The organism is Bordetella genomosp. 6 (assembly GCF_002119705.1).
GTDB classification, from domain to species: domain Bacteria; phylum Pseudomonadota; class Gammaproteobacteria; order Burkholderiales; family Burkholderiaceae_B; genus Bordetella; species Bordetella bronchiseptica_F.
Map to the genome: position 1 here is coordinate 1285436 of NZ_CP021107.1, position 26453 is coordinate 1311888.

Genomic DNA, 26453 nt, shown 5'->3' on the forward strand with positions numbered 1-26453 from the left:
AATCCCATGGACACTCGCACCTGGCTCGAGACGCTGGTGGCTATCGATACCACCAGCCGCAATTCCAACCTGGCGTTGATCGAAACCGTGCGGGACTGGCTCGGCCGGCGGGGCGTGCAGGCCTGGCTGGCGCACAACCCCGAGCGCACCAAGGCCAATCTGTTCGCCACGCTGCCGGCCAGCGATGGCGGCGAGCAGGGCGGCATCGTGCTGTCCGGCCATACCGACGTCGTGCCGGTCGACGGCCAGGACTGGTCCGGCGACCCGTTCGCCTTGCGCGAACAGGAAGGGCGCCTGTACGGCCGGGGCTCGTGCGACATGAAGGGTTTCATCGCCGCTTCGCTGGCCCTGGTGCCGGCATTCCTGGAGATGCCTCGCAAGAAGCCCATCCACCTGGCGTTTTCCTATGACGAGGAGGTGGGCTGTGCCGGCGCGCCCGTCATGCTGGCCGACCTGCGCGAACGCGGCATCCAGCCGGAAGGCTGCGTGGTGGGAGAGCCCACCGGCATGCAGGTGGTGGTGGCGCACAAGGGCATCAACCTGTTCCGCTGCCGGGTCCATGGCAAGGCGGCGCATTCGTCGTTGACGCCGCGCGGGTGCAACGCCATCGAATACGCGGCGCGGCTGATCTGCCGCATCCGCGACCTGGCCGACGCCTTCAAGGCCAACGGCCCGTATGACGAGTTCTACGACGTGCCGTTCTCGACCATGACCACCAACCAGATCCACGGCGGGATCGCGGTCAATACCATTCCCGAGCTGTGCGAGTTCTCGTACGAGTTCCGCAACCTGCCGGGCATGCCGGCCGACGCCATCCAGGCCGAGGTGGAGCGCTACGTACGCGACGAGCTGCTGCCGCGCATGCGCGCCGAATACGCGCAAGCCCGCATCGACATCGAAACCGGCGCCGCGGCGCCCGGCCTGGAGGCCTCCGAGCAGGCCGCCATCACGGAACTGGTGCGGGCCCTGACCGCGGACCGGGTCACCCGCAAGGTGGCCTACGGGACCGAAGCCGGCCTGTTCCAGGGCATCGGCATCCCTACCGTGGTGTGCGGGCCAGGCCATATCGAGCAGGCCCACAAGCCCGATGAATACGTGGCGCTGGACCAGCTGGCCGCCTGCGAGGCGTTCCTGCGGCGGCTCGGACAGTCGCTCTAGAGACGCCCGCGGAGGCATCCCCGGCCGGGGGCGCGCCTCTCGGGTAAAATGACGGGTTGCGAAACCGGTCCGCCGCGCCTGGCGCGGCGGCACCCCGGGGAGATTCCTGGTGAAACCTTACGACCTTCCGGATGCCCGGGGCCATTTCGGCCCCTACGGCGGCGTGTTTGTGGCGGAAACGCTGATGCACGCCCTAGACGAGCTGCGCGCGGCCTATGACCAGTGCCGCGTCGACCCCAGCTTCATCGACGAGTTCAATTACGAGCTCAAGCACTTCGTCGGCCGGCCCAGCCCGGTCTACCACGCCAGCCGCTGGTCGCAGCGCCTGGGTGGCGCGCAGATCTGGTTCAAGCGCGAAGACCTCAACCATACGGGCGCGCACAAGGTCAACAATTGCATCGGCCAGGCTCTGCTGGCGCGGCGCATGGGCAAGCCGCGCGTCATCGCCGAGACCGGCGCCGGCCAGCACGGCGTGGCCACGGCCACGGTGGCGGCCCGCTATGGCATGGAATGCGTGGTGTTCATGGGCAGCGAGGACGTGCGCCGCCAGGCCTCCAACGTCTATCGCATGAAGCTGCTGGGCGCCACGGTGGTGCCGGTGGAGTCGGGCTCGTGCACCCTGAAGGACGCGCTGAACGAAGCCATGCGCGACTGGGTCACCAATATCGAGAACACGTTCTACATCATCGGCACGGTGGCGGGGCCCGATCCCTACCCGCGCATGGTGCGCGACTTCCAGACCGTCATCGGCCAGGAATGCCTGACCCAGATGCCCGAAGTCATCGGCCGCCAGCCTGATTACGTGGTCGCGGCGGTGGGCGGCGGCTCCAACGCCATGGGCATTTTCCATCCGTACATCCCGTACGAGGACGTGCGCCTGATCGGCGTCGAGGCGGCGGGCGAGGGCATGGAAACCGGCCGCCATGCGGCCTCGCTGGCGGCGGGCCAGATCGGCGTGCTGCACGGCAACCGTACCTACGTCATGCAGAATGCCGATGGCCAGGTGCAGGAAACCCATTCGGTGTCGGCCGGGCTGGATTATCCCGGCGTGGGGCCGGAGCATGCGTGGCTCAAGGACAGCGGCCGCGCCGAGTACGCGGGCATCACCGACGACGAGGCGCTGGCGGCGTTCCACGATTGCTGCCGCATCGAGGGCATCATGCCGGCGCTGGAGTCGGCGCACGCCATCGCGCAGGCCGTGAAAATGGCGCCCACGCTTTCCAAGGACAAGGTCATCCTGGTCAATCTGTCCGGCCGGGGCGACAAAGACATGCACACCGTGGCCGAGCGCGCGGGCCTACAGCTCTGACCTATGACTACCACTGACCGAATTGCCGCCGCGTTCGCGCGGGTGTCCGAGGCCGGCCGCGCGGCCGCCCTGATTCCCTATATTGCCGCCGGCGATCCGTCGCCGCAGGCGACGGTGCCGCTGATGCACGCGCTGGTGCGCGGCGGCGCCGACCTGGTCGAGCTGGGCGTGCCCTTCTCCGACCCGATGGCCGATGGGCCGGTGGTGCAGCGCGCCGCCGAGCGCGCCATCGCCCAGGGCGTCGGGCTGCGCCGCGTGCTGGAGCTGGTGGCGGATTTCCGCCGCGACGACAGCGTCACGCCGGTGGTGCTGATGGGCTATGCCAATCCGATCGAACGCATGGGCCAGCGGGCATTTGCGCAGGCCGCGCGGGCGGCCGGCGTCGACGGCGTGCTGGTGGTCGACTATCCGCCCGAAGAGGTCGACGAGTTCGCGGTCATGCTGGCCGAAGCCGGCGTGGCGCCGATCTTCCTGCTGGCGCCGACTTCCACCGAGGCCCGCATCGAGGCGATCGGCCGCGTGGCGCGCGGCTACGTCTATTATGTGTCGCTCAAGGGCGTCACGGGTGCCGGCAGCCTGGATACGGACGACGTCGCCCGCAAGCTGGCCCTGATCCGCCGCCACGTGAGCATTCCGGTGGGCGTGGGCTTCGGCATCCGCGACGCGGCCAGCGCGCAGCGCATCGCCGCGCACGCCGACGCCGTGGTCATCGGCAGCAAGCTGATCGAGACCATGGAACAGGCCGGCGCACAGGCGGCCCCGGAGCAGAAAAACGAGGCCGCCATCACGGCGGCGCAGCAATGGCTGCACACCATCCGGCTGGCGCTGGATGAAGTCAAACGAGAAAACGCGCCGGCCTGAGCCCGCGCAAGCAAGTCACCTACGGGATACCAACCTATGAGCTGGATCGAGAAACTCCTGCCCCCGCGCATCAACAAGAACAGCGACAGCGGCGCGCGCCGCGTGCCGGAAGGGCTGTGGGTCAAATGTCCCTCGTGCGAATCGGTGCTGTACAGCGAAGACCTCGCCGCCAATCTGCATGTGTGTCCGAAATGCGATCACCACATGCGCATCGGCGCGCGCGCGCGCATCGACTCCCTGCTCGATATCGAGGGCCGGGTCGAGATCGGCCAGACCACCCGTTCGGTCGATACCCTGAAGTTCAAGGATTCGCGCAAGTATCCCGAGCGCATCCAGGAAGCCATGAAGCAGACCGGCGAGACCGATGCGCTGGTCGTCATGAGCGGTTCGATCCGCGGCGTGTCGGCGGTGCTGGCCTGCTTCGAATTCGAGTTCATGGGCGGCTCCATGGGCTCGGTGGTGGGCGAGCGCTTCGTGCGCGGCGTGCAGGCCGCGCTGGAGAACAAGACGCCGTTCATCTGCGTGGCCGCCTCGGGCGGCGCGCGCATGCAGGAAAGCCTGCTTTCGCTGATGCAGATGGCCAAGACCAATGCCATGCTGACGCGCCTGTCGGCCGCGGGGTTGCCGTTCATCAGCGTGCTGACCGATCCCACCATGGGGGGGGTGTCGGCCAGCTTTGCCTTCGTCGGCGATGTGGTGATTGCCGAACCCAAGGCGCTGATCGGTTTCGCCGGCCCACGGGTGATTGAGCAAACCGTGCGCGAGAAGCTGCCGGAGGGTTTCCAGCGCGCCGAGTTCCTGCTGAAGACGGGCGCCATCGACATGGTGGTGGACCGGCGCCAGCTGCGCGAGGAAATCGCCCGCCTGCTGGCCCTGCTTGGCAACGAGTCGGCTGATATCGTGGCCGCCGCCTGAGATTGCCCGCCGGCATCGCCATGAAACGCCCGGCCCAGGCCGGGCGTTGTCATTTTTCCATGCATGCGGGTAATACGGCGGGACTGTACCGCCCGATGTCGAATTCCGGGACGCAGTGTTGCCAGATTAAGACAGATGCTCGTGCTGGCTGCGGACATTTTCTGCTAAGGTTTAGCGCGTATCGAATTTGCGGATTTTGTGGAGCGTTCATGCAATTTCTCAAGAAAAACAAGCCCCTGTTCGGCATCGCCACGTTGGCCCTGGCTTGCGCCGCCGCCACCGCCCAGGCGCAGCCCACTCAGGGCGGCGTCAGCCTGCATTACGGCATTGGCGACCACTATCAGCGCGTCACGCTGAATTACGAAACCCCCACGCTCTGGAGCCATCAGTTCGACGGCAATTGGGGCCGCCTGGACCTGACCCCCGAACTGGGCGCGTCGTACTGGTGGGCCGATGGCTCGCGCTCGCCCGGCCACGTGTGGCAGGCCAGCGCCATTCCGATGTTCCGCTGGTGGACCGGCGAGCGCTTCTACATCGAGGCCGGCATCGGCGCCACGGTTTTCAGCAGCACCAGCTTCGCCGACAAGCGCATCGGTTCGGCCTTCCAGTTTGGCGACCATATCGGATTGGGCTTCCTGCTGACACCCAGTAACCGTATCGGCCTGCGCTATTCGCACTTCTCGAATGCCGGCATCAAGGAACCGAACCCCGGCCTGGATATCGTGCAGCTGACCTATACATACCAGTTCTGAGCAAGGCCGCCCCTGGGGCGGCAAGTCATTGAAACCCGCCAGCACGCTGGCGGGTTTTTTTTGTGGGCTCATCGGGTAGTATCGGGGCGGCGGCGCGGCAGCGCCGGATGCCTGTCCCCATGTGGGGACAGGCGCCCTTGCCGCAGCGGGACGATTGGCGGGTGCCAGTCCCCCTGCGGGGACAGGCACCCGAGGAGTAGTCTCATGATTTTCCGGCGATCCCGGCCTGGCACGATAGGTGCCGTCACCCTGCTGTGCGCCAGCCTGCTGGCCACGCCGGCGGCTTCGGCATGCACGCGCTTTGTCTATCACGGCGCCAACGACGAGGTGATCACCGCCCGTTCGATGGACTGGAAAGTGGATGTCGGGACCAACTTGTGGGCCTTCCCGCGCGGCATGCAGCGCTCGGGTCAGGCTGGCCCGAATTCGATCCAGTGGACGTCGAAGTATGGCAGCGTCATCGCATCGGGCTACGATATTTCCACCACCGACGGCATGAACGAGGCCGGACTGGTCGCCAACGTGCTGTGGCTGGTCGAGTCCTCATATCCCGAATACGATGGCAAGACACCCGGGCTGACCCTGGCCGCCTGGGCGCAATATGTGCTGGATAACTTCGCGACCGTGCGGGAAGCCGTCGATACGCTGGTGCGCGAGCCCTTCACCGTCGTCACCGATAACGTGCCGGGCGAGCAGCGCCTGGCCACCTTGCATCTGTCCCTCTCGGATGCCAGCGGCGACAGCGCCATCATCGAATATATAGACGGCAAGCAAGTCATCCACCACAGCCGCGCCTTTCAGGTGATGACCAATTCGCCGACCTTCGACAAGCAGCTGGCCCTGAACGAATACTGGAAGCAGATCGGCGGTACCGTGATGCTGCCAGGCACGAACCGGGCATCGGACCGCTTTGCACGCGCGCATTTCTATGTGAACGCGATTCCCAAGAGCGAGGATCCCGGCGAGGCGATCGCCAGCGTATTCAGCGTGATCCGCAACGTTTCCGTGCCGTATGGCATTACCACGCCGGACCAGCCCAATATTTCATCGACGCGCTGGCGCACGGTGGCCGACCACAAGCGCAAGCGCTACTTCTTCGAGTCGGCGCTGACTCCCAATATCTTCTGGATAGACCTGGGCGCGCTGGATTTCTCGACGGAAAGCGGGAAGGTAATGAAGCTGGATCTTGGCCCCAACCAGGCCCACATCTACTCCGGCCAGGCCAATGCTCATTTCAAGCAGGCCGCGCCGTTCAAGTTCCTGGGGCTCTGAGCGCCGCGCATTGCGCGCGGGAAGGGGACAGCAGGAGAAAAAGCGGGTTGCGGCGACGCCGCAACCCGCTTTTTGCGTCAGTGACGCGTTTCGACTTGCACCAACGGCTCGCTGGACACGGCAGCCACCGGCTTGCGCTCGCGGCCCAGACGCACCGGCGTGGCGGCCGCGGCGATGCGCATCTGGGTTTGCGCGTGACGTTCCGGGTCGGTTTCGACCCAGGTCAGGCCGGCGGCGTCGAGCACGTCGTGCAGCGCGCCAGCGGCCGGGGCAGCCGCTTGCGCCGGCACCCTGATGGCGTCGGCGGGACGGGCGACAGGCTCGGGCGCCTTTTCAGGCTGCACGGCGGCGGGCGTCTCGGCTTCGACCGGAGCCGCCACCTGGGCAGGCTCGGCCGGCGCTTCGACGGGGGCGGCTTCGACCGGAGCGGCTTCCACCGGAGCGGCTTCCACCGGAGCGGCTTCCACCGGAGCAGTTTCCACCGGAGCAGTTTCCACCGGAGCAGTTTCCACCGGAGCAGTTTCCACCGGAGCGGTCGTTGCCGGTTCAGCCGCCTGGGCGGGCGCCTGCACCGTTTCGGCCGGCGCGGGCTCCGTTTGCACGGGCTGGGGCGCTTGCGGGGCGGTGTCGGCGACAGGCGCTGCAACCACGGGTTCGGCCTGCGCGGCTTCGGCGGCTTGCGGGGCCGTGGGCTCGGCGGCGGCGGTGTCGGTCGTGGCAGCGGGCTCGTCGGCGGCCACGCTGACCGTCACGGGGGCGGCCGCGGTCTCGGGCCCGGCTTGCAGGGCGGACGGCTCGATGTCCGTTACGCCCGCGGGCGCGTCGGCCTGCTCGCCGTGCTCGTCGGCGCCCTCGATGCCTTCGGCATTGACCGTGCTGCCGTCTTCCTGGCTGCGGCGACCACGACGGCTGCGGCGGCGGCGACGCTTGCGCTCGGGGTCGGTACCCGTTTCGGCGCCGGCGTCCACGTTGGCGTCGATGCCGGCGGCATCCTCGGTCACGGGAGCCTGCTCATCGCTGCTGGCGGCCTCGGCAACCGCCAGGGCCGTGGCGGCGGCGACCGCCGGAGCGGGCGTTGCCGCTTGCTTTTCGGGCAGGGCGGTAGCCACGGTTTCGGCCAGCGCCGCCACCATGCTTTCCTGCTCGGTCATGGGCGTGTCGGTCTGGGCTTCCTCGCGACGGCCACGACCGCGGCCGCGACGACCGCGGCCACGGCCGCCTTCCTCGCCGGTGTCGGCGGTCGAGGGGCGTTCCTGGCGCGGCTGGCCGGCTGCCTGCTGTTGCTGGGCCTGCTCGCGGTCGGTCCGGGCTTCCTTCTGGGCACGTTCGCCGCGCTCGCCGCGCTCTTCCTGGCGTCGTCCGCCGCGCACGTGATGGCGCGCGTCGCCGCTCTCGGCGTGTTCGCCGCGCGGCTCATTGCGGCGATGGCGGTTGCGGTCCGAGCCGTGGCGTTCGCCGCGGCGGTCCTGGCCGTCGTGGGCGCGCCGCGCACGGTTCGCGCCGCGCTTTTCGTCCTCGGGCTTGCTTTCGGTCTTGGCCGGCTCGGCGCTGCCGCCCAGCCAGGAGGCCAGGCGCTTGAACCAGCTGCCCAGTCCGCCCTGGGCGGCCGGCGCGGCGGCCGCCGCCTTGGCCGCGGGCGCGGGCGTGGACACCGGGGCCGGCTGCGCGGGCGTGATGCCCTTGACCAGCGCTTCGGGGCGCGCCTTGATCTCGTGCTCGCGCGGCTGCCAGGTGAGATCGGTGGCCGGAGCCTCGGCCAGCTCGAAGCTGGTCTTGGTTTCTTCCAGGCGCGGGTCGTCGTGGCGCAGGCGCTCGATATGGTGGTGCGGCGTTTCCAGGTGCTTGTTGGGGATCAGCACCAGGTTGACCTTCAGGCGGGCTTCCATCTTGGCGATGTCGGCGCGCTTTTCATTCAGCAGGAAGGTGGCCACGTCGACCGGCACCTGGGCGTGCACCGCCGCGGTGTTTTCCTTCATGGCCTCTTCCTGCAGCAGGCGCAGCACATGCAGGGCGCTGGACTCCGCGTCGCGGATCACGCCGGTGCCGTTGCAGCGCGGGCAGGTGATGTGCGAGCCTTCGTTGAGCGCCGGACGCAGCCGCTGGCGCGACAGCTCCATCAGGCCGAAGCGCGAGATCTTGCCCATCTGCACGCGGGCACGGTCGAAATGCAGGGCGTCGCGCAGGCGCTGTTCGACGGCGCGCTGGTTCTTGCTGTCCTCCATGTCGATGAAGTCGATCACGATCAGGCCGCCGAGGTCGCGCAGGCGCAACTGGCGGGCCACTTCATCGGCGGCTTCCAGGTTGGTGCGCAGCGCGGTTTCCTCGATGTCCGCGCCGCGCGTGGAGCGGGCGGAGTTCACGTCCACGGCGACCAGGGCTTCGGTATGGTCGATGACCACGGCGCCGCCCGAAGGCAGCTGCACGGTGCGCGAGTACGCGGTTTCGATCTGGTGTTCGATCTGGAAGCGCGAGAACAGCGGGATGTCGTCGCGGTAGCGTTTGACGCGCTGGACGTTGTCCGGCATGACCACGCTCATGAAGGCGGTGGCCTGGTCGGCGATTTCGTCGGTGTCGATCAGGATCTCGCCGATCTCGGGCGAAAAATAGTCGCGGATCGCGCGGATGACGAGGCTGGACTCGAGGTAGATCAGGATCGGGGCGGCATTGTCGCGCGCCGCGCCGTCGATGGCCGTCCAGAGTTGCAGCAGGTACGACAGGTCCCACTGGAGTTCGTCGACGTTGCGCCCGATGCCGGCGGTGCGCGCGATGATGCTCATGCCCTGGGGGACATCGAGCTGCTCCATGGTGTCGCGCAGTTCCTGGCGGTCCTCGCCTTCGACGCGGCGCGACACGCCGCCGCCGCGCGGGTTGTTCGGCATCAGGACGAGGTAGCGGCCGGCCAGCGAGATGAACGTGGTCAGGGCGGCGCCCTTGTTGCCGCGCTCTTCCTTCTCGACCTGGACGATCAGCTCCTGGCCTTCGCGCAGGGCGTCCTGGATGCGCGCGGTGCGCACGTCCACGCCTTCCTTGAAGAAACTGCGCGCGACTTCCTTGAACGGCAGGAAGCCGTGGCGGTCTTCGCCGTAGTTGACGAAGCAGGCTTCCAGGCCGGGTTCGATGCGGGTGATGACGCCTTTGTAGATATTGCCTTTGCGTTGTTCGCGACCGGCAGTCTCGATGTCGAGATCGATCAGTTTCTGACCGTCGACGATTGCAACGCGCAGTTCTTCCTGGTGCGTCGCATTAAACAGCATGCGCTTCATGAGTGGTGTTCTCCGTTGTCATGACGCGCCGATATCGGCGCGTGACCTCGGGTCACTCGGGCTGCGGACTGAAGCGGGCAAGAGAATGCGGACCGTACCTGGGCGGCCGCCCAGGCGTATCCGCCGCGGGTCAGGCGGGCACGTCGTGCCGTAGGGCACGGGGTTCGGGCAGCAGGAGGGTCAGCTTCACTGAGTGGTTGACGGATGAGTGCTGTGAACGTCAGTTGCGGCGGGATTGGGTACCCGTACGCACCTGGTGCTTTATTTAAATCTGCGACGATTCTTGCGTTGCTTCAGAGACGCTTGCGGCTTGCAAGGGGGCTGCCAGGAAGGCGGGCATCGTGCCACACCACCGTCCGACAGGCCGCGCTTGCGCCGGCGACCAAGAGACCCCGGAGCTGAACGAGCAGGCAGTACAATGCGGCCTGCGCGTCCGACGGAGACGCTAACGAATATTGCATCTCAACGCCAGGCGGCTGTTCAGCCCCTTCAGGCTGTCCCGATTATATGTCGCTTTCCGCAATGCGCAAAGAAACTTCCCCTGGCACGACGCCACCCGCTGTCCGCATGCTGGCCATTGGCCCCGAGCACGATGGGCAGCGCATCGATAATTTCCTGCTCAGGCTGTGCAAGGGCGTTCCCAAAAGCCACATCTACAAGGCCATCCGCGGCGGCGAAGTGCGGGTAAACAAGGGACGCATCTCGGCCGAATACCGCCTCGTCGAGGGAGATGTCGTACGGGTGCCGCCCCTGCGCCTGCCCGACCCGGGCGCGGCCAGGCCGGTTCCCGGCGCCGAATTCCCCGTCGTGCATGAAGACGATGCCTTGCTGGTGATCGACAAGCCGGCCGGCGTGGCGGTGCATGGCGGCAGCGGCGTGTCCTTCGGCGTCATCGAGCAATTGCGGGCCGCCCGTCCGCAGGCCCGCTTCCTGGAGCTGGTGCACCGCCTGGACCGCGAGACCTCCGGCCTGCTGATGGTCGCCAAGAAGCGCAGCGCCCTGCTGGCGCTGCACGCCATGCTGCGCGAAGGCAAGGGCGACAAGCACTATCTGGCGCTGGTGGAGGGCGACTGGGTCAACGACCGCCAGCACATCCGCCTGCCGCTGACCAAATGGACCACCCAGTCCGGCGAGCGGCGCGTGCGGGTCGACCAGGCGGGACAGGCCGCCCACACCATTGTCACGCTCAGGAAGCGCTTTGGCGGTTACAGTCTCGTCGACGCCGAGCTGCGCACCGGCCGCACCCACCAGATCCGCGTGCATCTGGCGTCCAGCGGCTTTCCCATCGTCGGCGATGATAAATACGGGACGGATGAAACCCGGGCCGCGTTCGCGCGGCGCGGGTTCGGGCGCATGTTCCTGCACGCACACCAGCTGACGCTGCCTCATCCCCTCACGGGAGAAACCTTGCGCTTGACGGCCGACCTGCCCCCGGCCTGCCTCAAGCTGTTGAAACAACTGGAGACGGCCTGACCATGGGTTATTCGTTGGTGGTATTCGATTGGGATGGAACCTTGATGGATTCCACTCACAGCATCGTGGCGGCCATACAGGGGGCCTGCCGCGATCTGGACCTGCCCGTGCCGTCGGCGTCGTCGGCCAGCTGGGTGATCGGCCTGTCACTGGAAAGCGCGCTGCGCCGGGCCGTGCCCGAATTGACGCAGGCCATGGTGCCGCGCTTTCTCGAGCGCTACCGGACCCACTATCTGCTGCGCGACCCGGAGCTGCGCCTGTTCGAGGGCGTGCGCGAACTGCTGGCCGACCTGGCCAACCAGGATGTCCGCCTGGCGGTCGCCACCGGCAAGAGCCGGGTGGGGCTGAACCGGGCCCTGGCCGCCACCGGGCTCGGGCCGCTGTTCGACGCGACCCGCACGGCCGATGAAACCTTCAGCAAGCCCCATCCGGCGATGTTGCAGGAACTCATGCATGAGCTGGGGCACGAGGCCGACGCCGTGGTGATGGTCGGGGATACCTCCCACGACCTGCAGATGGCGGCCAACGCCGGCGTGCACGGACTGGGGGTTGCCTATGGCGCCCATTCCCTGACCGAGCTGCAGGCGTGCGCCCCGCAGGCGGTGGTCGACAGCGTGGCCGTGTTGCGCGAATGGCTGCTGGCGCGCTCGCCGGGCCGCATCGAGAGCATGTAGGCGATCCGGCCGCACGGGAACGGCCGGCGCGGCGCGCTGTCTTACCTGGATCGGGGCCTTGCGCGCGCTGCCGTCGCCCGGCGACGGAATAGCGCGGCGCACGCCGCCGTCTATTTGGGTAGGAGCGGGCGAGATGCCCGCCTTCACCGGAGATTTCCATGCTGATACGCAAGCCCACCGATATCCCGTCGTCGCAGATCACGCCAGAGACGGTCTGGCAGGAACGGCGCGACTGGATGGCGCGCGCCGGCTTGGCCGCCGCGGCGCTGGGCCTGTCCGGCTGGGCGCAGCGCGCGGCCTTCGCGCAGGATGCCGCCTTGCCGGGCGCGCCCAATTCCCGCTATGCGGTGGTGGACAAGCCTACATCCTTCAAGGACGTCACCACCTACAACAACTACTACGAATTCGGCCTCGACAAGGGCGATCCGGCCGCGCACGCGGGCCGCTTGCGTACCCGTCCGTGGGAAATCGCCATCGAAGGCGAGGTCGGCAAGCCCGGCGTCTACGCCATCGACGATCTGCTCAAGCTGGCGCCGATGGAAGAGCGCATCTACCGGTTGCGTTGCGTCGAGGGCTGGTCCATGGTGATTCCGTGGGTGGGCTATTCGCTGTCGACGCTGCTGCAGCGGGTCGAGCCCACCGGCAACGCCAAGTATGTCGAATTCGTCACGGCGCTGCAGCGCGACACCATGCCGGGCGTGCGTTCGAGCGTGCTCGACTGGCCGTACGTCGAGGCGCTGCGCCTGGACGAAGCCCTGCACCCGCTCACCATGCTGGTGTTCGGCGTCTATGGCAAGGTCCTGCCCAACCAGAACGGGGCGCCCGTGCGCCTGGCCGTGCCCTGGAAATACGGCTTCAAGTCGGCCAAGTCGCTGGTGGCCATCCGGTTGGTGGAAAAGCAGCCGGTCAGTTCCTGGATGAACGCCGCGCCGCAAGAGTACGGCTTCTATGCCAACGTCAATCCGGATGTGCCGCATCCGCGCTGGAGCCAGGCGACCGAGCGGCGCATCGGCGAAGACGGCCTGTTCAGTCCCAAGCGCAAAACCCTGATGTTCAACGGCTACGCCGATCAGGTCGCCAGTCTCTACCAGGGCCTGGACCTGCGGGCCAATTACTGAGGCGCCCATGGCCGATGACGCGATCAAGGCGGGCGCCGCCGCGCCGGCCGCGCCCCTGACAGCCCGCGCGATCGGGCGCATCAAGCCGCTGCTGTTCGTCGCCGGCCTGCTGCCTTTCGCGCGCTGGTTCTGGCTGGGCGCCAATGACGGCCTGACCGCCAACCCCGTCGAATTCCTGACCCGGTCCTCCGGCACCTGGACGCTGGTGTGCCTGCTGGTCACCCTGGCGATCACGCCGCTGCGGCGGCTGACCGGCCAGCCGGCGCTGGTGCGGCTGCGCCGCATGTGCGGGCTGTTCGCGTTTTTCTATGCCAGCCTGCATTTCCTGGCCTGGGTCTGGTGGGACCGCGGCCTGGATCCGGTGTCCATGTTGCAGGACGTGGGCGAACGGCCCTTCATTACCGTGGGCTTCGCCGCGTTCGTTCTCATGGCGGCGTTGGCGGCCACCTCGACCCAGTGGGCCATGCGCAAGCTGGGCAGGCGCTGGCAGGCCCTGCACCGGGCGGTCTATGCCATCGGCCTGCTGGCCATCCTGCACTTCTGGTGGCACAAGGCCGGCAAGAACGATCTGCAACAGCCCCTGCTCTACGGCGCGGCGCTGGCCGTGCTGCTGGGATGGCGGGTGGCGGCCTGGTGGCGGCGCCGCCGCCTGTCCTAGCGCAGCGCCAGCATGATGGCGGCGGTTTCGGCGTCGGGCTGGCCGTCGTGGCGCGCCGGCCGATAGTGCATCTGGAACGCGGCCAGCACGTTGCGGGTGGCCGTATCGAGCACGCCGGATTGCGGCGCGGCGTATCCCAGACGGGCCAGCTGGCCCTGGAACCAGGCGATGTCCGGCACGCCCTCGATCCGCAGGCGGGCCAGATGGGCGGCCGCGCCGGCTTCGTCGTACCAGCGGCCCAGGCCGGCCTGGGCCAGCCGCCGCCATGGAAACAGGGGGCCGGGGTCGACCTTGCGCTGCGGGGCAATGTCGCTGTGGCCGACGATGTTCTCCGGCGCAATGCCGTGCCGCGCCACGATGTCGCGCAACAGCACGATCAGGGCTTCGATCTGCGCGTCGGGGTAGGGGGCCCAGTGCCGGCTGTCGGCGTCGCCATGGCCGCCGCGCGTCCATTCGCCCTCGCCATTGGTCCAGCCGGGATTGACCAGCTCGATCCCGATCGATGTGCTGTTCATGGCCGATTGGCCGTACCACGCGCTGATGCCGGCATGCCAGGCGGCGCGGGTTTCGTCCACCAGGCGGTAGGCGCGCGGGCGCGGCGTGTCGGTAATCAGGTAATGCGCGCTGACCTTGCGTTCGGAGAGGATCTTCAGCGAATTCTCGTTGCCCGTGCTGGTGTAGTGCAGCACGACGGCGCGCACGCGGCTGCTCTGGCTGACGGCCGTGATCGAGGTGTCCAGGTCCAGGCCGGCAGGGCCGCGCGCGGCGCAGCCGGCCAGGGCAAGCAGGCAGGCGATCGGCGCGGCGCGGGTGATCCAGGGCATGTCAGCGGGCCAGGAACAGGAACAGCGTGGGTTTCTTGTCCAGGTCGGGCGCCGGCTGCTTCTTCCAGTCGGCGATGGTGCGGGTCTGCACCAGCTCGTCCCGGGTGGTGAGCGCGCGCGCGATGCACAGGCGGGTGTCGGGGCGCAGCGCCGCCAGCAGGGTGGCGAACATGGCGCCGTTGCGGTACGGGGTTTCGATCAGGATCTGGGTCTGGTCGTGGCGGGCGGAGTGCTGCTCCCAGGCGCGCAGTTGCCGGGCGCGCTCGGCCGGGTCGACCGGCGCGTAGCCGTGGAAGGCGAAGCGCTGGCCGTCCAGGCCGCTGGCCATCAACCCGAGCAGGATGGACGAGGGGCCGACCCAGGGGCGCACGGCCAGGCCCAGGCGGTGCGCCGCCGCCACCACCTTCGCGCCGGGATCGGCCACGGCGGGGCAGCCGGCGTCCGACACCAGGCCGATTTCGGCGCCGCCGCGCAGCGGCGCCAGCCATTGTTCTATCTGCCCGGCCGCTACGGCGTCGGTCAGGGTGTGGATGGTGATTTCCTGCAGCGGCCGCACGGTGCCCAGCAGCTTCAGGAAGGCGCGCGCCGTCTTGGCGTTTTCGGCGATGTAGGTATCGAGCCGGCCCGCCAGCGCGCGCACGTCGGCCGGCAGCCAGCGCTCCGGCGGCGCATCGCCCAGGCCGACCGGGATCAGGTGCAGGGCCCCGCTCATGCCGGGCGGCCCGCCAGCGGATCCAGGCCGAAACGGCCCAGCATGCGTGTCAGGGCGATCAGCGGCAGGCCGATGATGGCCGTGGGGTCGTCGCTGCGGATGCTGTCCATCAGCGCGATGCCCAGGCTTTCGGCCTTGGCGCTGCCTGCGGTATCGTAGGGTTCCTCGGCGCGCAGGTAGGCGTCGATGGCGGCATCGGTCAACGTGCGGAAACGGCACAGCGTGACAATATCCGCCGTTTCCGTGTGCGCGCCGTCGGTGACGGCCATGGCACTGTGGAATTCCACGGCGCGCCCGGAGAGTCTGCGCAATTGTTCGCGGGCGCGCTCGAACCCGCCGGGCTTGCCGATGGGTTCGCCGTCGACGGTAGCCACCTGGTCCGAGCCGATCACCACGCTGCCCGGATGGGCGGTGGCCACGGCCATCGCCTTGGCGACCGACAGGCGCAGCGCCAGGTCGGCAGGCGCTTCGCCGGGCCGTGGCGTTTCGTCCACATCGGGCGAAACGGCGGTAAACGGCAGGCGCAGGCGGGACAGCAACTCGCGGCGGTAGCGCGAGCTCGATGCGAGGATCAGCTTGGGAGGGTTGGCGGGCATGCGTTATTTGACGATGTTCAGTAAGCCACGGTATTATCCAATGTTTTGCGGCATTTTTGCAGGAAGTTCGATATGAGCACTACGCAAGGCGCGCCTGACGGTGAGGCTATGGGTAGCGGGACGGACGCGCAAAATGCACAAAGCCACATTGATGCGTTCATGTTTGCGCGGCAGGCCAAGCGGCTGGAGGGCTCGGTTCCCCTGGCGCGGCTTTTGCGCCTCATGGACGGGTTGCCCGAGCAGCCGGGCGGCGAGGCTGGCCTTGCACGCTGGGCGGTCGAGGGCGAGACGGGCCAGGGCACCAGCCGCACCGGCCACCTGATATCCGGGCAGCCGCTTCTGCGGTTGCGGGTGCGGGCGGCGCCGATGCTGGTGTGCCAGCGTTGCAACCAGCCGTTCGTCTACCCTGTCGACAACACGGTGGCGCTGCAACTGGTCAAGTCCGAGGAAGACCTCGACGAAGACCTGAGCGAGACGCAAGATGAAGATTTCGCGGACGACCTGCCTGAAAAGGTGGTGGGTTCGCACAATTTCGACCTGTTGGCCCAGGTTGAGGACGAGCTGATTCTGAGCGTCCCCTATGTGCCCCGGCATGATGTCTGTCCGGGTGCGCAGGCCGAGTCCGGCGAGGCTTCCCAAGAGCCCGCTGTCAAGCGTCCGTCGCCTTTTGCGGTGCTTGAGCAACTGAAGCACAAGGATTGAGATCAACTCGGGTCGGATCGCGTACAATGCGGCCCGTTTCTAGGAGTCATCATGGCTGTTCAACAAAACAAGAAGTCCCCGTCCAAGCGCGGCATGCACCGCTCGCACGATTTTCTGGTCAACCCGGCAACGGCCATCGAGCCCAACACCGGCGAAACCCACCTGCGCCACCATATCAGCCCCAACGGCTTCTACCGCGGCCGCAAGGTCCTGAAGACCAAGGCTGACGAATAAGGCCGCGGCCGAACTCGCGAACCGGACCTCCTGGGCAGAACGCTGACCTGGCACCCGTGATACGCATCGCTATAGACTGCATGGGCGGTGACTTCGGCCTGCCCGTCACGATTCCGGCCGCGATCGAGTTCGCCCGGCAATACCCGGATACCCGGCTGTTGCTGGTCGGGCTCCCCGACGCGATCGAGGCGGCCCTGGCCGAGCGGCGCGATGCGCCGCGCGATCGCCTGGACATCGTGCCCGCGACCGAGGTCGTCTCCATGGACGACCCGGTCGAGGTCGCGTTGCGCCGCAAGAAAGACTCGTCCATGCGCCTGGCGGCGCAGGCGGTCAAGGACGGCCGCGCCGATGCCTGTATCTCCGCGGGCAATACCGGCGCCTGGATGGCGATTTCCCGCTACGTGCTCAAGACACTGGACGGCATCGACCGTCCCGCCATTGCCACGTCCATTCCCAACCAGACCGGGCGCGCCACGACCGTGCTCGACCTGGGCGCCAACGTCGATTGCTCGGCCGAGCACCTGCTGCAGTTCGCCATCATGGGCGCGGCCCTGTCCCAGGCGGTCGATCATCGCGACCGGCCCACGGTGGGGCTGCTCAACATCGGCGAAGAGATCATCAAGGGCAACGAGGTGGTCAAGGAGGCCGCCGAGCTGCTGCGCGCCAGTCCGCTCAACTTCTACGGCAACGTCGAAGGCAACGATATCTTCAAGGGCACGGTCGACGTGGTCGTCTGCGACGGCTTTGTCGGCAATGTCGTGCTGAAGTCCGTCGAGGGACTGGCCAAGATGCTGTCCAGCGTCATCCGCGAAGAGTTCAAGCGCAATTTCATCACCTTGCTGGCTGGCGCCTTCGCCAAGCCGGTGCTAAACCGCCTGCGCAACCGGGTAGACAACCGCCGCTACAATGGCGCGGCCCTGCTTGGCCTGCGCGGCGTGGTCATCAAGAGCCACGGTTCAGCCGATGCTTACGCGTTCGGTTTCGCGTTGCAGCGCGCACGCGAAGCCGTGGCGAGTAAACTGCTCGAGCGCACGGCGCAGACTGTTGCGCAGATAACCAGGCGCGTGCAATCGGGCGAGGCCGTCGCGCCCGGCGCGGCCGGGGACACCGCTTGATGGAAAAAGCTATGAAATACGCCAAGATCGCCGGTTCGGGCGGCTACCTTCCCGAACGCGTCGTCACCAACGACGATCTGGCCGCCGAGCTGGCGACGCGGCAGATTTCCACTTCCGACGAGTGGATCGTCGAGCGCACCGGCATCCGGCAGCGCCACCTGGCCGAGCGTGGCGTGACCACCAGCCAGCTGGCCACCGAGGCGGCGCGCCGCGCCATGGCCGATGCCGGGGTGCAGGCCGACGAGATCGACATGATCATCGTCGCCACGTCCACGCCGGACTACGTCTTCCCCAGCACGGCCTGCCTGGTGCAGGCCAACCTGGGCGCCAAGGGCGGCGCGGCGTTCGACGTGCAGGCCGTCTGCAGCGGCTTCGTCTATGCCATGACCACCGCCGACAGCTTCATCCGCGCCGGCCGCGTGCGCTGCGCGCTGGTGATCGGCGCCGAAGTCTTCTCGCGCATCCTCGACTGGAACGACCGCAGCACCTGCGTGCTGTTCGGCGATGGCGCCGGCGCGGTCGTGCTCAAGGCGGCCGACGAGCCGGGCATCCTGGCCGCGCACCTGCATGCCGATGGCAGCCAGACCAAGATTCTCTGCGCCGCGGGCAACGTCGCGTACGGGGACGTCACCGGCGACCCCTTCCTGCGCATGGACGGCCAGGCGGTGTTCAAGCAGGCGGTCACGGTGCTCGACCGTTCGGCGCGCGATGTCTGCGCCGAGGCCGGCGTCGAGGTCGACGACATCGATTGGCTGATCCCGCACCAGGCCAATGTGCGCATCCTGAATTTCCTGGCGCGCAAGCTGCGCGTGCCGACCGAACGGGTCGTCATCACCGTGGACCAGCATGCCAACACCTCGGCGGCCAGCGTGCCGCTGGCGCTCGATGCCGCGCGCCGCGACGGGCGTGTCAGGCCGGGCCAGCTGGTTCTCATGCAAGGCGTGGGCGGCGGCTTCACCTGGGGCTCCGTGCTGGCCCGCATGTAGGCGCAAGGGCGCGCCGCGCGCGCCTGTGCGTGGCCGCGCCCGCCGCCATTCCTCCATACCGAATTCTGTCTAGGGACAATCATGAAGCTGGCGTTTGTCTTTCCCGGTCAAGGCTCCCAATCTGTCGGCATGCTCGATGCATGGGCCGGCAATGCCGCCGTGGCCGACGTCGTGGCGCGTGCCGGCGCCGCGCTGGACCAGGACCTGGGCGCCCTGATGGCGCAAGGCCCGGCCGAACAACTCAATCTCACCACCAACACCCAGCCGGCCATGCTGACCGCCGGCGCGGCCTGCTTTGCCGCCTGGCGCGCGGCGGGCGGGCCCATGCCCGCCGTGATGGCCGGCCACAGCCTGGGCGAATACGCCGCGCTGACCGCCGCCGGCGCGCTGGCGCTGGAAGATGCCGTGCGCCTGGTGCGCGTGCGCGCCGACGCCATGCAGGCAGCGGTGCCGGTGGGCGCCGGCGCGATGGCGGCGGTGCTGGGCCTGGACGACGACGCCGTGCGTGCGGCCTGCCGGCAGGCGGCCCAGGGCGAGGTGGTCGAGGCCGTCAACTTCAATGCGCCGGCGCAAGTCGTCATCGCGGGCCACAAGGCCGCGGTCGAGCGCGCCTGCGAGGCCGCCAAGGCGGCCGGCGCCAAGCGCGCGCTGTTGCTGCCGGTGTCGGCGCCGTTTCACTCCAGCCTGCTCAAGCCTGCCGCCGATGTGCTGCAGGGCGCGCTGGCCGGCGTGGCGGTGTCCGCCCCGCAAGTGCCGGTGATCAACAACGTCGACGTCGCCACGCCCGCCGAACCGGCGGCCATCCGCGACGCGCTGGTGCGCCAGGCATGGCACCCTGTGCGCTGGGTCGAGACGCTGCGCGCCATGAAGGAACTTGGCGTTACCCACGTGATCGAATGCGGTCCGGGCAAGGTGCTGACCGGCCTGACCAAACGCATCGATGCCGACCTGACGGGCATCGCCATCACCGACCCGGCCTCGCTGGAAGCGGCGCTGGCGGCTGTAAACGGGAGCTGATATGGAAAAAACCTCCACGGAACTGCAGGGCAAGATCGCGCTGGTGACCGGCGCGACGCGCGGCATCGGCCGCGCCATTGCCCAGGAACTGGCGGCGCGCGGCGCCACGGTGGTCGGTACGGCCACGTCCGAGGCGGGTGCCCAGGCCATCACCGAGGCGCTGGCCGCCCATGGCGGACGGGGCGTGGTGCTGGACGTGACCGATGCCCAGGCCTGCGAGGCGCTGATCGAGCAGCTCGGCAAGGAAGGCGGCGGCCCGCACATCCTCGTCAACAACGCCGGCATCACGCGCGACACGCTGGCCATGCGCATGAAGGACGACGATTGGTCGGCCGTCATCGACACCAACCTGGCGTCGGTCTTCCGCTTGTCGCGCGCCGTGCTGCGCGGCATGATGAAGGCCCGTTGGGGCCGGATCATCAATATCACGTCGGTGGTGGGGGCGAGCGGCAACGCCGGCCAGGCCAACTACGCCGCCGCCAAGGCGGGCGTGGCGGGCATGTCGCGCGCGCTGGCGCGCGAACTCGGCAGCCGCAACATCACCGTCAACTGCGTGGCGCCCGGCTTTATCGATACCGATATGACGCGTATCCTGGGCGAAGACCAGACGGCGGCGCTGTTGCAGCAGATTCCGCTGGGCCGCCTGGGCGCGCCGGCCGACATCGCCCATGCGGTCGCCTTTTTGGCCGGGCCGCAGGCGGGTTACATTACCGGTACCACGCTGCACGTCAACGGCGGCATGTATATGCAATAGTGAGAAGCGCGCGGCGCGGCCCATCCAAGCCCGGCCGCGCGTTTCTGTGGAAACGCCGAGCACGTCCGGATAGCGGCCCGGAAGGGGCTGGAACGGATGCGGTGTTATTTTTGTCACGGCCTGGCGTTTGCATTCCTCTGCGCTTGGCTATAATTCGCGGGATTTTTCCCAATTGGAGATCTGCATGGAAAGCATCGAACAGCGCGTCAAGAAGATCGTCGCTGAACAACTTGGCGTGAACGAAGCCGAGATCAAGAACGAGTCCTCCTTCCTTGACGACCTCGGTGCCGATTCGCTCGACATGGTCGAACTGGTCATGGCGCTCGAAGACGAATTCGAGACCGAGATCCCCGACGAAGAGGCCGAAAAGATCACGACCGTGCAGCAAGCGATTGACTACATCAATTCGCACGGTAAGCAGTAAGCTAAAGCCTGTATCCTCCCGCGCGCCCGGATCGAATGCTTCGGGGCGGCGCAGGGAATCGGGGCGGTTTCAGGAATGCCGTGCGGTCCGCGTGCGGGGAGGAAGTAACGGCCTTCCCGTGGTCTTGCGGTCCGCGCGCGCAGTGCTTCCCGAAAACCGCCTTTATTTTGTCTGTTTGAGGAGTCTTCCGTGAAGCGACGAGTCGTCATCACCGGCCTGGGTATCGTTAGCCCCGTGGGCAACGACATTGCCAGCGCCTGGGACAATATCGTCAACGGACGTTCCGGCATCAGCCGCATCTCCCGTTTCGACCCTACCCCGCTGACGACGCATATCGCCGGCGAGGTCAAGGATTTCGACGTCACCCAGTACATGCCCGCCAAGGAAGCCCGCCAGATGGATACCTTCATCCATTACGGCCTGGCCGCGGGTATGCAGGCGTGGCGCGATTGCGGCCTTGAGGTCACCGAAACCAATGCCGAGCGCATTGGCGTGATCGTCGGGTCGGGCATCGGTGGCCTGCCGCGCATCGAAGAAACCCAGACCGAGATGTTGGCCAAGGGACCGCGCCGCATTTCGCCGTTCTTCGTGCCCGCGTCGTTGATCAATCTCATCTCCGGCCAGCTCTCCATTGCCTATGGCATGAAGGGCCCGAGCTACGCGGTCGTGTCCGCGTGCACCACCGGTCTGCACTGCATCGGCGATGCCGCGCGCCTGATCGAGTACGGCGATGCCGACGTCATGCTCGCCGGCGGCGCCGAATCGACCGTCTCGCCGCTGGGCATCGGCGGCTTTGCCGCGATGCGCGCGCTGTCGACGCGCAATGACGATCCGGCCACCGCCTCGCGTCCCTGGGACCGCGACCGCGATGGTTTCGTGCTGGGCGAAGGCGCCGGCGTGCTGGTGCTCGAAGAGTACGAGCATGCCAGGAAGCGCGGCGCGCGCATCTACGGCGAACTGGCCGGCTATGGCATGAGTTCCGACGCGCACCATATCACCGCCCCCGACAAGGACGGCCCGCGCCGCGGCATTCTCAATGCGCTGCGCAACGGCGGCATCAATGCCGACGAGGTGTCCTACGTCAATGCGCACGGCACGTCCACGCCGCTGGGCGACAAGAACGAAACCGACGCGTTGAAACTGGCCTTCGGCGACCATGCCTCCAAACTGGTGGTGAACTCGACCAAATCCATGACCGGGCACCTGCTGGGCGCCGCCGGCGGGATCGAAGCCGTGTTCACGACCCTGGCCGTCCATCACCAGATTTCGCCGCCGACCATCAACATCTTCAACCAGGATCCGGAATGCGACCTGGATTACTGCGCCAACGAGGCGCGGCCCATGAAGATCGAGATCGGCCTGTCGAATTCGTTCGGGTTCGGCGGCACCAACGGTTCGATGGCTGTTCGCCGGGTTTGAGTTGAACCCGGACGGCGGTATTTTCGATAACCGTTGGCATCTGCGCTTGCCGGTGAAGGTGCCGGCCCTGGCGACGGCGCTGGGGGGGCTGGCCATGCTGGCGGCCGCCGGCAGCGTCGCGGTGGCGCTCGTTCAGCTGCAATGGCTGGCGCCGCTGCCCGCGGGCATGCTGGCTGTCGCCGCCGGCGCGCTGGGCGGCCTGCTGTGGCTGCGTGGCGGCCGCGGCGGCGCGCCGGCCCTGTGGGCGGCGCCCGCGCCGGGCGGCTGGCGCGTGCTGGGCGGGCGTGGCTGGATGAAAGCCCGCCTGCTGGCCGTCCGCCAGGGGCCGCTGTGGCTGCGCCTGGAGCTCGGGCTTGACGCCGAGGCGGGGTCTCGGGTTACAAATAGCAAAATTATCTGCACCGTCTGGCGGCCGGCATTGCCGCCCGGGCACTGGCGCCGCCTGCGCCTGCTGGCGACAGCGGCGCAGGCGCAGGCGGCGACGAGTTGGGGGGCGTCATGAGCGAACGCGATGTCGACGCCGAACTTGTCGCGCGCGTACAACGTGGCGACAAGAAAGCCTTCGATCTGCTGGTTCTGAAGTACCAGCGCAAGATCCTCCGCCTGCTGGCGCGCATGATCCGCGATCCGGCCGAAATCGAGGATGTCGCGCAGGAAGCCTTTATCAAGGCGTACCGGGCCCTGCCGCAGTTTCGCGGGGACAGCGCCTTCTATACCTGGTTGTATCGTATTGCCATCAATACGGCCCGCAATTGGCTGGCCTCGTCCGGACGTCGTCCGAGCGCGCCCAATGCAATTGAAACCGAAGATGGTGAAACTTTTAACGAAACCGACAACCTAACCGACATAAGCACGCCGGAATCCATGGCCGCAACCCGCGAGATCGCCGAAACGGTGAACGCGGCCATCGAGGAGTTGCCCGAGGAATTGCGCACCGCCATTGTCCTGCGTGAGATTGAAGGTATGAGTTACGAAGACATCGCCCAGAGCATGGATTGCCCGATTGGCACGGTTCGTTCGCGCATATTCAGAGCGCGCGAGGCCATTGCCAGTCGGTTGCGCCCTTTGCTGGACACCGATGCCGAGCGTCGCTGGTAAGGAGTGGCAGTCATGCAAACCGCAGCCAAGTCCCTGACCGCCGAATCCTCCTGGGAGGAGTCGGTTTCCGCCTGGATGGACGGCGAAGGGTCCGAGGACTTTTTCCCCGAGATGTCGCACCCGCATGGGCGCCAGACTTGGGATACATATCATCTGATCGGCGACGCCCTGCGCAACGCCGACCTGGCAGTCAGTCCCAGCGCCCAGTTCCAGGCCCGCCTGGCCCGTGCGCTGGAGGCCGAGCTGCCCATCGTGGCGGCGCCGCGGCGCCGCTCGCCCCTGCGCCTGGGCCTGTCCGGGCTGGCCGTGGCGGCCGCCGTGGCCACCGTGGCCTGGGTCGCGCAACCCTACATCACGGGCGCGCCAGCGGGTGAAACGCGGGTGCTGGCCGATGCGACGCCGGCTTCGGCGGGCGATGACGCGGGCCTGCGCGATTACCTCGAAGCGCATCGCCAGGTGGCGGGCCCCAGCGCCGTGCGCCAGGTATCCTTCGACGCCGGAGCAGGACGTTGATGACACCGTTGCTTTACATGCGCCGGCCCGCATCGGGGCGCATGACGTGGCGACAGCGACAGACGGCCAGCCTGGCGGCAATGGCGGTGCTGATGGGCCTGATGGCCCTTTACGCACGGCCGGTCCGGGCGGCCGCGCCGGCGGTGCCCGAAGACCCGGTATTGCTGCTCTCCAGCATCCAGCAGGCCGCCCGCAAGCAGGACTACGCCGGCGTGTTCATGTACCAGCAGGGCGAGTCGATCCAGTCCTCGCGCCTGGTGCACGTGCTGGACGGCACCGGCGAGCGCGAGCGCCTCGAGATCCTCGACGGACAGCCGCGCGAATACCTGCGTCACAACGAAGACGTGCAGTGCCTCATCCCCGAGCGCAAGACGGTGTTGCTGGAGCGGCGCCGCGGCGACCGCTTCCCCGGCCTGCTGCTGGGCGACCCGGCCGGACTGGCCGAGAACTACCATATCAAGGCCGAATCGCAGCTGCACCGCGTCGCGGACCGCCAATGCCGGCTGATCACCGTCGAGCCGCGCGATGCGCTGCGCTACGGTTATCGCCTGTGCGCCGACGTGGCCACCAATCTGCTGCTGAAGGCGCAGACGCTGGATGCCGCGCGCCGGGTGGTCGAGCAGGTATCGTTCACCTCGATCCGCCTGGGCGGCGACGTGGACCCGGCCATGCTGACTTCGCGCTGGAGCACGCGCGACTGGCGCGTGCTCGAGCCGGTCATGAAGCCGGTCGACCTGGCCGCGCAGGGCTGGCGCATCACGGCGCCCAAGGGGTTCTCGGCGGTCCTGCAGGTGGCGCGCTCCATGGGGCCGGCCACTGTCAGCCAATTGGTGCTGTCCGATGGCCTGGCCGCCATTTCCGTATTCATCGAACCGTACGATTCGCGCCGCCACGCGCATCCTCCCGAGGGATTGGCCCGGCGCGGCGCGATCAATATCTACGGTACGCGCATCGCCGATTTCTGGCTGACGGCGCTGGGCGAAGTCCCCGCCGGCACGCTGGAACAACTGGCCGAAACCACCGAATATGTGCCGGTGGACACGGCCAAACAACAATAAGCCCGCAAAGGGTACTGGGGTCTTTTCGGAGCTCTCTATGAAAGCAATTACAGTGTCGAACCTTTTTTTCCGGCGCTTCGGCGCGGCCGCGCTGGTCGCGTTCATGGCAGTAACCGCCGCGGGCACGCAAGCCCAGGCGCAGACGCAGGTCGCCCCCCCCGCGGTGGCGTTACCCGATTTCACCGGGATCGTCGAGAAAGTCGAGCCCGCCGTCGTCAACATCCGCACCACGGCCACCGTGCCGGTGCGCGGCGGCCCGGGCGGCGGCAACGATCCGTACGAACTGTTCCGCTGGTTCTTCGGCCCCGATTTCCAGCCGCCCGGCCCGGCGCCCGGCCAACGCCGCAAGCAGCCGCAGCCCCAGCCTGAAGAACGCACCATCCCGCGCGGCGTGGGGTCGGGCTTCTTCATCTCGGCCGATGGCTACATCCTGACCAACAACCACGTGATCAGCGATGCCACCGACATCTACGTCACGCTTACCGACGGACGCGAGTTCAAGGCCAAGGTGATCGGTTCGGACGATCGCACCGACGTGGCGCTGATCAAGATCGACGCCAAGGACATGACGCCGCTGACCATCGGCGACCCCAAGACGCTGAAGAAAGGGCAGTGGGTGCTGGCCATCGGCTCGCCGTTCGGCCTCGACTCCACCGTCACCTCGGGCATCGTCAGCGCCATAGGCCGCGATACCGGCGAATACCTGCCCTTCATCCAGACCGACGTGGCCGTCAACCCGGGCAACTCGGGCGGGCCGCTGCTGAACCTGCAGGGCGAGGCGGTGGGCATCAACTCGCAGATCATTTCGCGCAGCGGCGGCTTCATGGGCATTTCGCTGGCCATTCCCATCGACGAGGCCATGCGCGTGGTCGACCAGTTGCGGGCCACCGGCAAGGTGACGCGCGGCCGTATCGGCGTGCAGATCGGCGAGGTCGGCAAGGACGTGGCCGACGCCATCGGCCTGCCGCGCGCCGAAGGCGCGCTGGTCAGCAGCGTCGAGACCGAAGGTCCGGCCGAGTCGGCCGGCGTGCAGCCCGGTGACGTGATCCTGAAGTTCAACGGCGAACCCATCAAGCGCTGGTCCGACCTGCCGCGCATCGTGGGCGAGACCAAGCCGGGCACCAGCGCCAAGATGGACGTCTGGCGCAAGGGCCGCAACGTGACCCTGTCGGTCAAGGTGGCCGAGCTGAAGTCCGACCGCAGCGCCGCGACCGCCGACGAGGGCAAGCAGGCCGAGCCGACGGCCGAGAACCACCTGGGCCTGGGCGTCGTCGACGTGCCGTCCGATATGCAGCGCAAGCTGCGCATCAAGGGCGGGGCGCAGGTGCGCGTGGCCGAGGGCGCGGCCGCGCAGGCCGGCCTGCAGGAGGGCGACATCGTGCTGGCGGTCAACGACACCGACGTCACGGACGCGGCCCAGTTCAACAAGCTGGTGTCGCGCCTGGACAAGAAAAAGGCCGCCGGCCTGCTGGTGCGGCGCGGCGACCAGACCCAATGGGTCGCGGTGCAGCCGGCCAGCAAATAGCGCTCAATAACCGGCTAAAATGG

Annotated in this window: 27 protein-coding genes; 23 read left to right on the top strand and 4 right to left on the bottom strand. The window is 67.7% G+C overall.

The genetic code is table 11. From position 1 onward, the window contains the following. The first annotated feature begins 6 nt into the window (after nucleotides 1–6). The 6 genes from argE (at nucleotide 7) to CAL11_RS06140 (ending at nucleotide 6267) form a co-directional block, all read left to right on the top strand. Complete coding sequence (gene argE / locus CAL11_RS06115) at nucleotides 7–1158, top strand: acetylornithine deacetylase (RefSeq protein WP_086092419.1); 1152 nt, start codon at nucleotides 7–9, stop codon at nucleotides 1156–1158. Between the two features lie 109 nt (nucleotides 1159–1267). Next, nucleotides 1268–2467 carry a tryptophan synthase subunit beta gene (trpB, locus tag CAL11_RS06120; RefSeq protein ID WP_033463176.1) on the top strand — a complete coding sequence of 400 codons (1200 nt, stop codon included), beginning with the start codon at nucleotides 1268–1270 and terminating at the stop codon, nucleotides 2465–2467. A gap of 3 nt (nucleotides 2468–2470) precedes the next feature. Then, the gene (gene trpA, locus CAL11_RS06125) at nucleotides 2471–3328 is read left to right on the top strand and encodes a tryptophan synthase subunit alpha (RefSeq protein ID WP_086092420.1); all 858 of its coding nucleotides are present in this window, start codon (nucleotides 2471–2473) and stop codon (nucleotides 3326–3328) included. A gap of 36 nt (nucleotides 3329–3364) precedes the next feature. Next, on the top strand, nucleotides 3365–4243 hold the full coding sequence (gene accD / locus CAL11_RS06130; RefSeq protein ID WP_033463170.1) for an acetyl-CoA carboxylase, carboxyltransferase subunit beta: 879 nt from the start codon (nucleotides 3365–3367) through the stop codon (nucleotides 4241–4243). A gap of 209 nt (nucleotides 4244–4452) precedes the next feature. Continuing rightward, complete coding sequence (locus tag CAL11_RS06135; protein WP_033463168.1) at nucleotides 4453–4995, top strand: acyloxyacyl hydrolase; 543 nt, start codon at nucleotides 4453–4455, stop codon at nucleotides 4993–4995. A gap of 204 nt (nucleotides 4996–5199) precedes the next feature. Continuing rightward, nucleotides 5200–6267 (top strand): linear amide C-N hydrolase, encoded by a 1068-nt coding sequence (locus CAL11_RS06140; RefSeq protein ID WP_086092421.1) that lies wholly within the window; start codon nucleotides 5200–5202, stop codon nucleotides 6265–6267. 77 nt (nucleotides 6268–6344) lie between these two features. On the opposite strand, the gene CAL11_RS06145 is transcribed toward CAL11_RS06140, so the two are convergent. After that, nucleotides 6345–9530, bottom strand: coding sequence for an Rne/Rng family ribonuclease (locus tag CAL11_RS06145; RefSeq protein ID WP_086092422.1), 3186 nt, complete (start codon nucleotides 9528–9530; stop codon nucleotides 6345–6347). Nucleotides 9531–10037: 507 nt separating this feature from the next. On the opposite strand from CAL11_RS06145, the gene CAL11_RS06150 reads away from it, so the two are divergent. The 4 genes from CAL11_RS06150 to msrQ all read left to right on the top strand — a co-directional run bounded on the left by CAL11_RS06150 (nucleotide 10038) and on the right by msrQ (nucleotide 13453). Next, nucleotides 10038–11003 (top strand): RluA family pseudouridine synthase, encoded by a 966-nt coding sequence (locus CAL11_RS06150; RefSeq protein WP_033463162.1) that lies wholly within the window; start codon nucleotides 10038–10040, stop codon nucleotides 11001–11003. 2 nt (nucleotides 11004–11005) lie between these two features. After that, nucleotides 11006–11677 carry an HAD family hydrolase gene (locus CAL11_RS06155; RefSeq protein ID WP_033463160.1) on the top strand — a complete coding sequence of 224 codons (672 nt, stop codon included), beginning with the start codon at nucleotides 11006–11008 and terminating at the stop codon, nucleotides 11675–11677. Between the two features lie 158 nt (nucleotides 11678–11835). After that, on the top strand, nucleotides 11836–12795 hold the full coding sequence (gene msrP / locus CAL11_RS06160; protein WP_015065083.1) for a protein-methionine-sulfoxide reductase catalytic subunit MsrP: 960 nt from the start codon (nucleotides 11836–11838) through the stop codon (nucleotides 12793–12795). Nucleotides 12796–12802: 7 nt separating this feature from the next. Then, nucleotides 12803–13453 carry a protein-methionine-sulfoxide reductase heme-binding subunit MsrQ gene (msrQ, locus tag CAL11_RS06165; RefSeq protein ID WP_086092423.1) on the top strand — a complete coding sequence of 217 codons (651 nt, stop codon included), beginning with the start codon at nucleotides 12803–12805 and terminating at the stop codon, nucleotides 13451–13453. Here the strand turns inward: msrQ and CAL11_RS06170 are convergent. The 3 genes from CAL11_RS06170 to CAL11_RS06180 are packed head-to-tail and all read right to left on the bottom strand — an operon-like array spanning nucleotide 13450 to nucleotide 15585. After that, the gene (locus tag CAL11_RS06170) at nucleotides 13450–14277 is read right to left on the bottom strand and encodes an N-acetylmuramoyl-L-alanine amidase (RefSeq protein WP_015065085.1); all 828 of its coding nucleotides are present in this window, start codon (nucleotides 14275–14277) and stop codon (nucleotides 13450–13452) included. The two genes, msrQ and CAL11_RS06170, sit on opposite strands and share 4 nt — an antisense overlap. A gap of 1 nt (nucleotide 14278) precedes the next feature. After that, a complete protein-coding gene (locus CAL11_RS06175; protein ID WP_015065086.1) occupies nucleotides 14279–14989 on the bottom strand; it encodes an SAM-dependent methyltransferase in 711 nt (236 codons plus the stop codon). Then, nucleotides 14986–15585, bottom strand: a complete 600-nt coding sequence (locus CAL11_RS06180) for a Maf family nucleotide pyrophosphatase (RefSeq protein ID WP_086092424.1) — start codon at nucleotides 15583–15585, stop codon at nucleotides 14986–14988. Before CAL11_RS06180 ends, CAL11_RS06175 begins: the two co-directional genes overlap by 4 nt. A gap of 108 nt (nucleotides 15586–15693) precedes the next feature. Between CAL11_RS06180 and CAL11_RS06185 the strand changes: the two genes are divergently transcribed. The 13 genes from CAL11_RS06185 to CAL11_RS06245 all read left to right on the top strand — a co-directional run bounded on the left by CAL11_RS06185 (nucleotide 15694) and on the right by CAL11_RS06245 (nucleotide 26430). Next, complete coding sequence (locus CAL11_RS06185; RefSeq protein WP_015065088.1) at nucleotides 15694–16287, top strand: YceD family protein; 594 nt, start codon at nucleotides 15694–15696, stop codon at nucleotides 16285–16287. Nucleotides 16288–16338: 51 nt separating this feature from the next. Further along, complete coding sequence (gene rpmF, locus CAL11_RS06190; RefSeq protein ID WP_003813827.1) at nucleotides 16339–16521, top strand: 50S ribosomal protein L32; 183 nt, start codon at nucleotides 16339–16341, stop codon at nucleotides 16519–16521. Nucleotides 16522–16577: 56 nt separating this feature from the next. Further along, a complete protein-coding gene (gene plsX / locus CAL11_RS06195; protein ID WP_086092425.1) occupies nucleotides 16578–17636 on the top strand; it encodes a phosphate acyltransferase PlsX in 1059 nt (352 codons plus the stop codon). Further along, nucleotides 17636–18622, top strand: coding sequence for a beta-ketoacyl-ACP synthase III (locus CAL11_RS06200; protein WP_033451326.1), 987 nt, complete (start codon nucleotides 17636–17638; stop codon nucleotides 18620–18622). The genes plsX and CAL11_RS06200 overlap by 1 nt, the downstream gene beginning before the upstream one ends. A gap of 81 nt (nucleotides 18623–18703) precedes the next feature. Beyond that, nucleotides 18704–19639 carry an ACP S-malonyltransferase gene (fabD, locus tag CAL11_RS06205; protein ID WP_086092426.1) on the top strand — a complete coding sequence of 312 codons (936 nt, stop codon included), beginning with the start codon at nucleotides 18704–18706 and terminating at the stop codon, nucleotides 19637–19639. 1 nt (nucleotide 19640) lies between these two features. Further along, complete coding sequence (gene fabG / locus CAL11_RS06210) at nucleotides 19641–20393, top strand: 3-oxoacyl-ACP reductase FabG (RefSeq protein ID WP_086092427.1); 753 nt, start codon at nucleotides 19641–19643, stop codon at nucleotides 20391–20393. A 184-nt stretch (nucleotides 20394–20577) separates the two neighbouring features. Further along, nucleotides 20578–20817, top strand: coding sequence for an acyl carrier protein (gene acpP / locus CAL11_RS06215; RefSeq protein WP_003813816.1), 240 nt, complete (start codon nucleotides 20578–20580; stop codon nucleotides 20815–20817). Nucleotides 20818–21006: 189 nt separating this feature from the next. Continuing rightward, the gene (gene fabF / locus CAL11_RS06220) at nucleotides 21007–22236 is read left to right on the top strand and encodes a beta-ketoacyl-ACP synthase II (protein WP_086092428.1); all 1230 of its coding nucleotides are present in this window, start codon (nucleotides 21007–21009) and stop codon (nucleotides 22234–22236) included. 1 nt (nucleotide 22237) lies between these two features. After that, on the top strand, nucleotides 22238–22738 hold the full coding sequence (locus CAL11_RS06225; RefSeq protein WP_086092429.1) for a hypothetical protein: 501 nt from the start codon (nucleotides 22238–22240) through the stop codon (nucleotides 22736–22738). Beyond that, a complete protein-coding gene (gene rpoE, locus CAL11_RS06230; protein ID WP_003813797.1) occupies nucleotides 22735–23334 on the top strand; it encodes an RNA polymerase sigma factor RpoE in 600 nt (199 codons plus the stop codon). The genes CAL11_RS06225 and rpoE overlap by 4 nt, the downstream gene beginning before the upstream one ends. Before the next feature lie 12 nt (nucleotides 23335–23346). Beyond that, entirely contained in the window at nucleotides 23347–23847 is a 501-nt protein-coding gene (locus CAL11_RS06235; protein WP_086092430.1) for a sigma-E factor negative regulatory protein, read from the top strand. Beyond that, nucleotides 23847–24905, top strand: a complete 1059-nt coding sequence (locus CAL11_RS06240; protein ID WP_167382454.1) for a MucB/RseB C-terminal domain-containing protein — start codon at nucleotides 23847–23849, stop codon at nucleotides 24903–24905. The genes CAL11_RS06235 and CAL11_RS06240 overlap by 1 nt, the downstream gene beginning before the upstream one ends. A gap of 37 nt (nucleotides 24906–24942) precedes the next feature. Then, nucleotides 24943–26430: a DegQ family serine endoprotease gene (locus CAL11_RS06245; RefSeq protein WP_086092432.1), complete on the top strand. Its 1488-nt coding sequence runs from the start codon at nucleotides 24943–24945 to the stop codon at nucleotides 26428–26430. The last annotated feature ends 23 nt before the right edge of the window (nucleotides 26431–26453 follow it).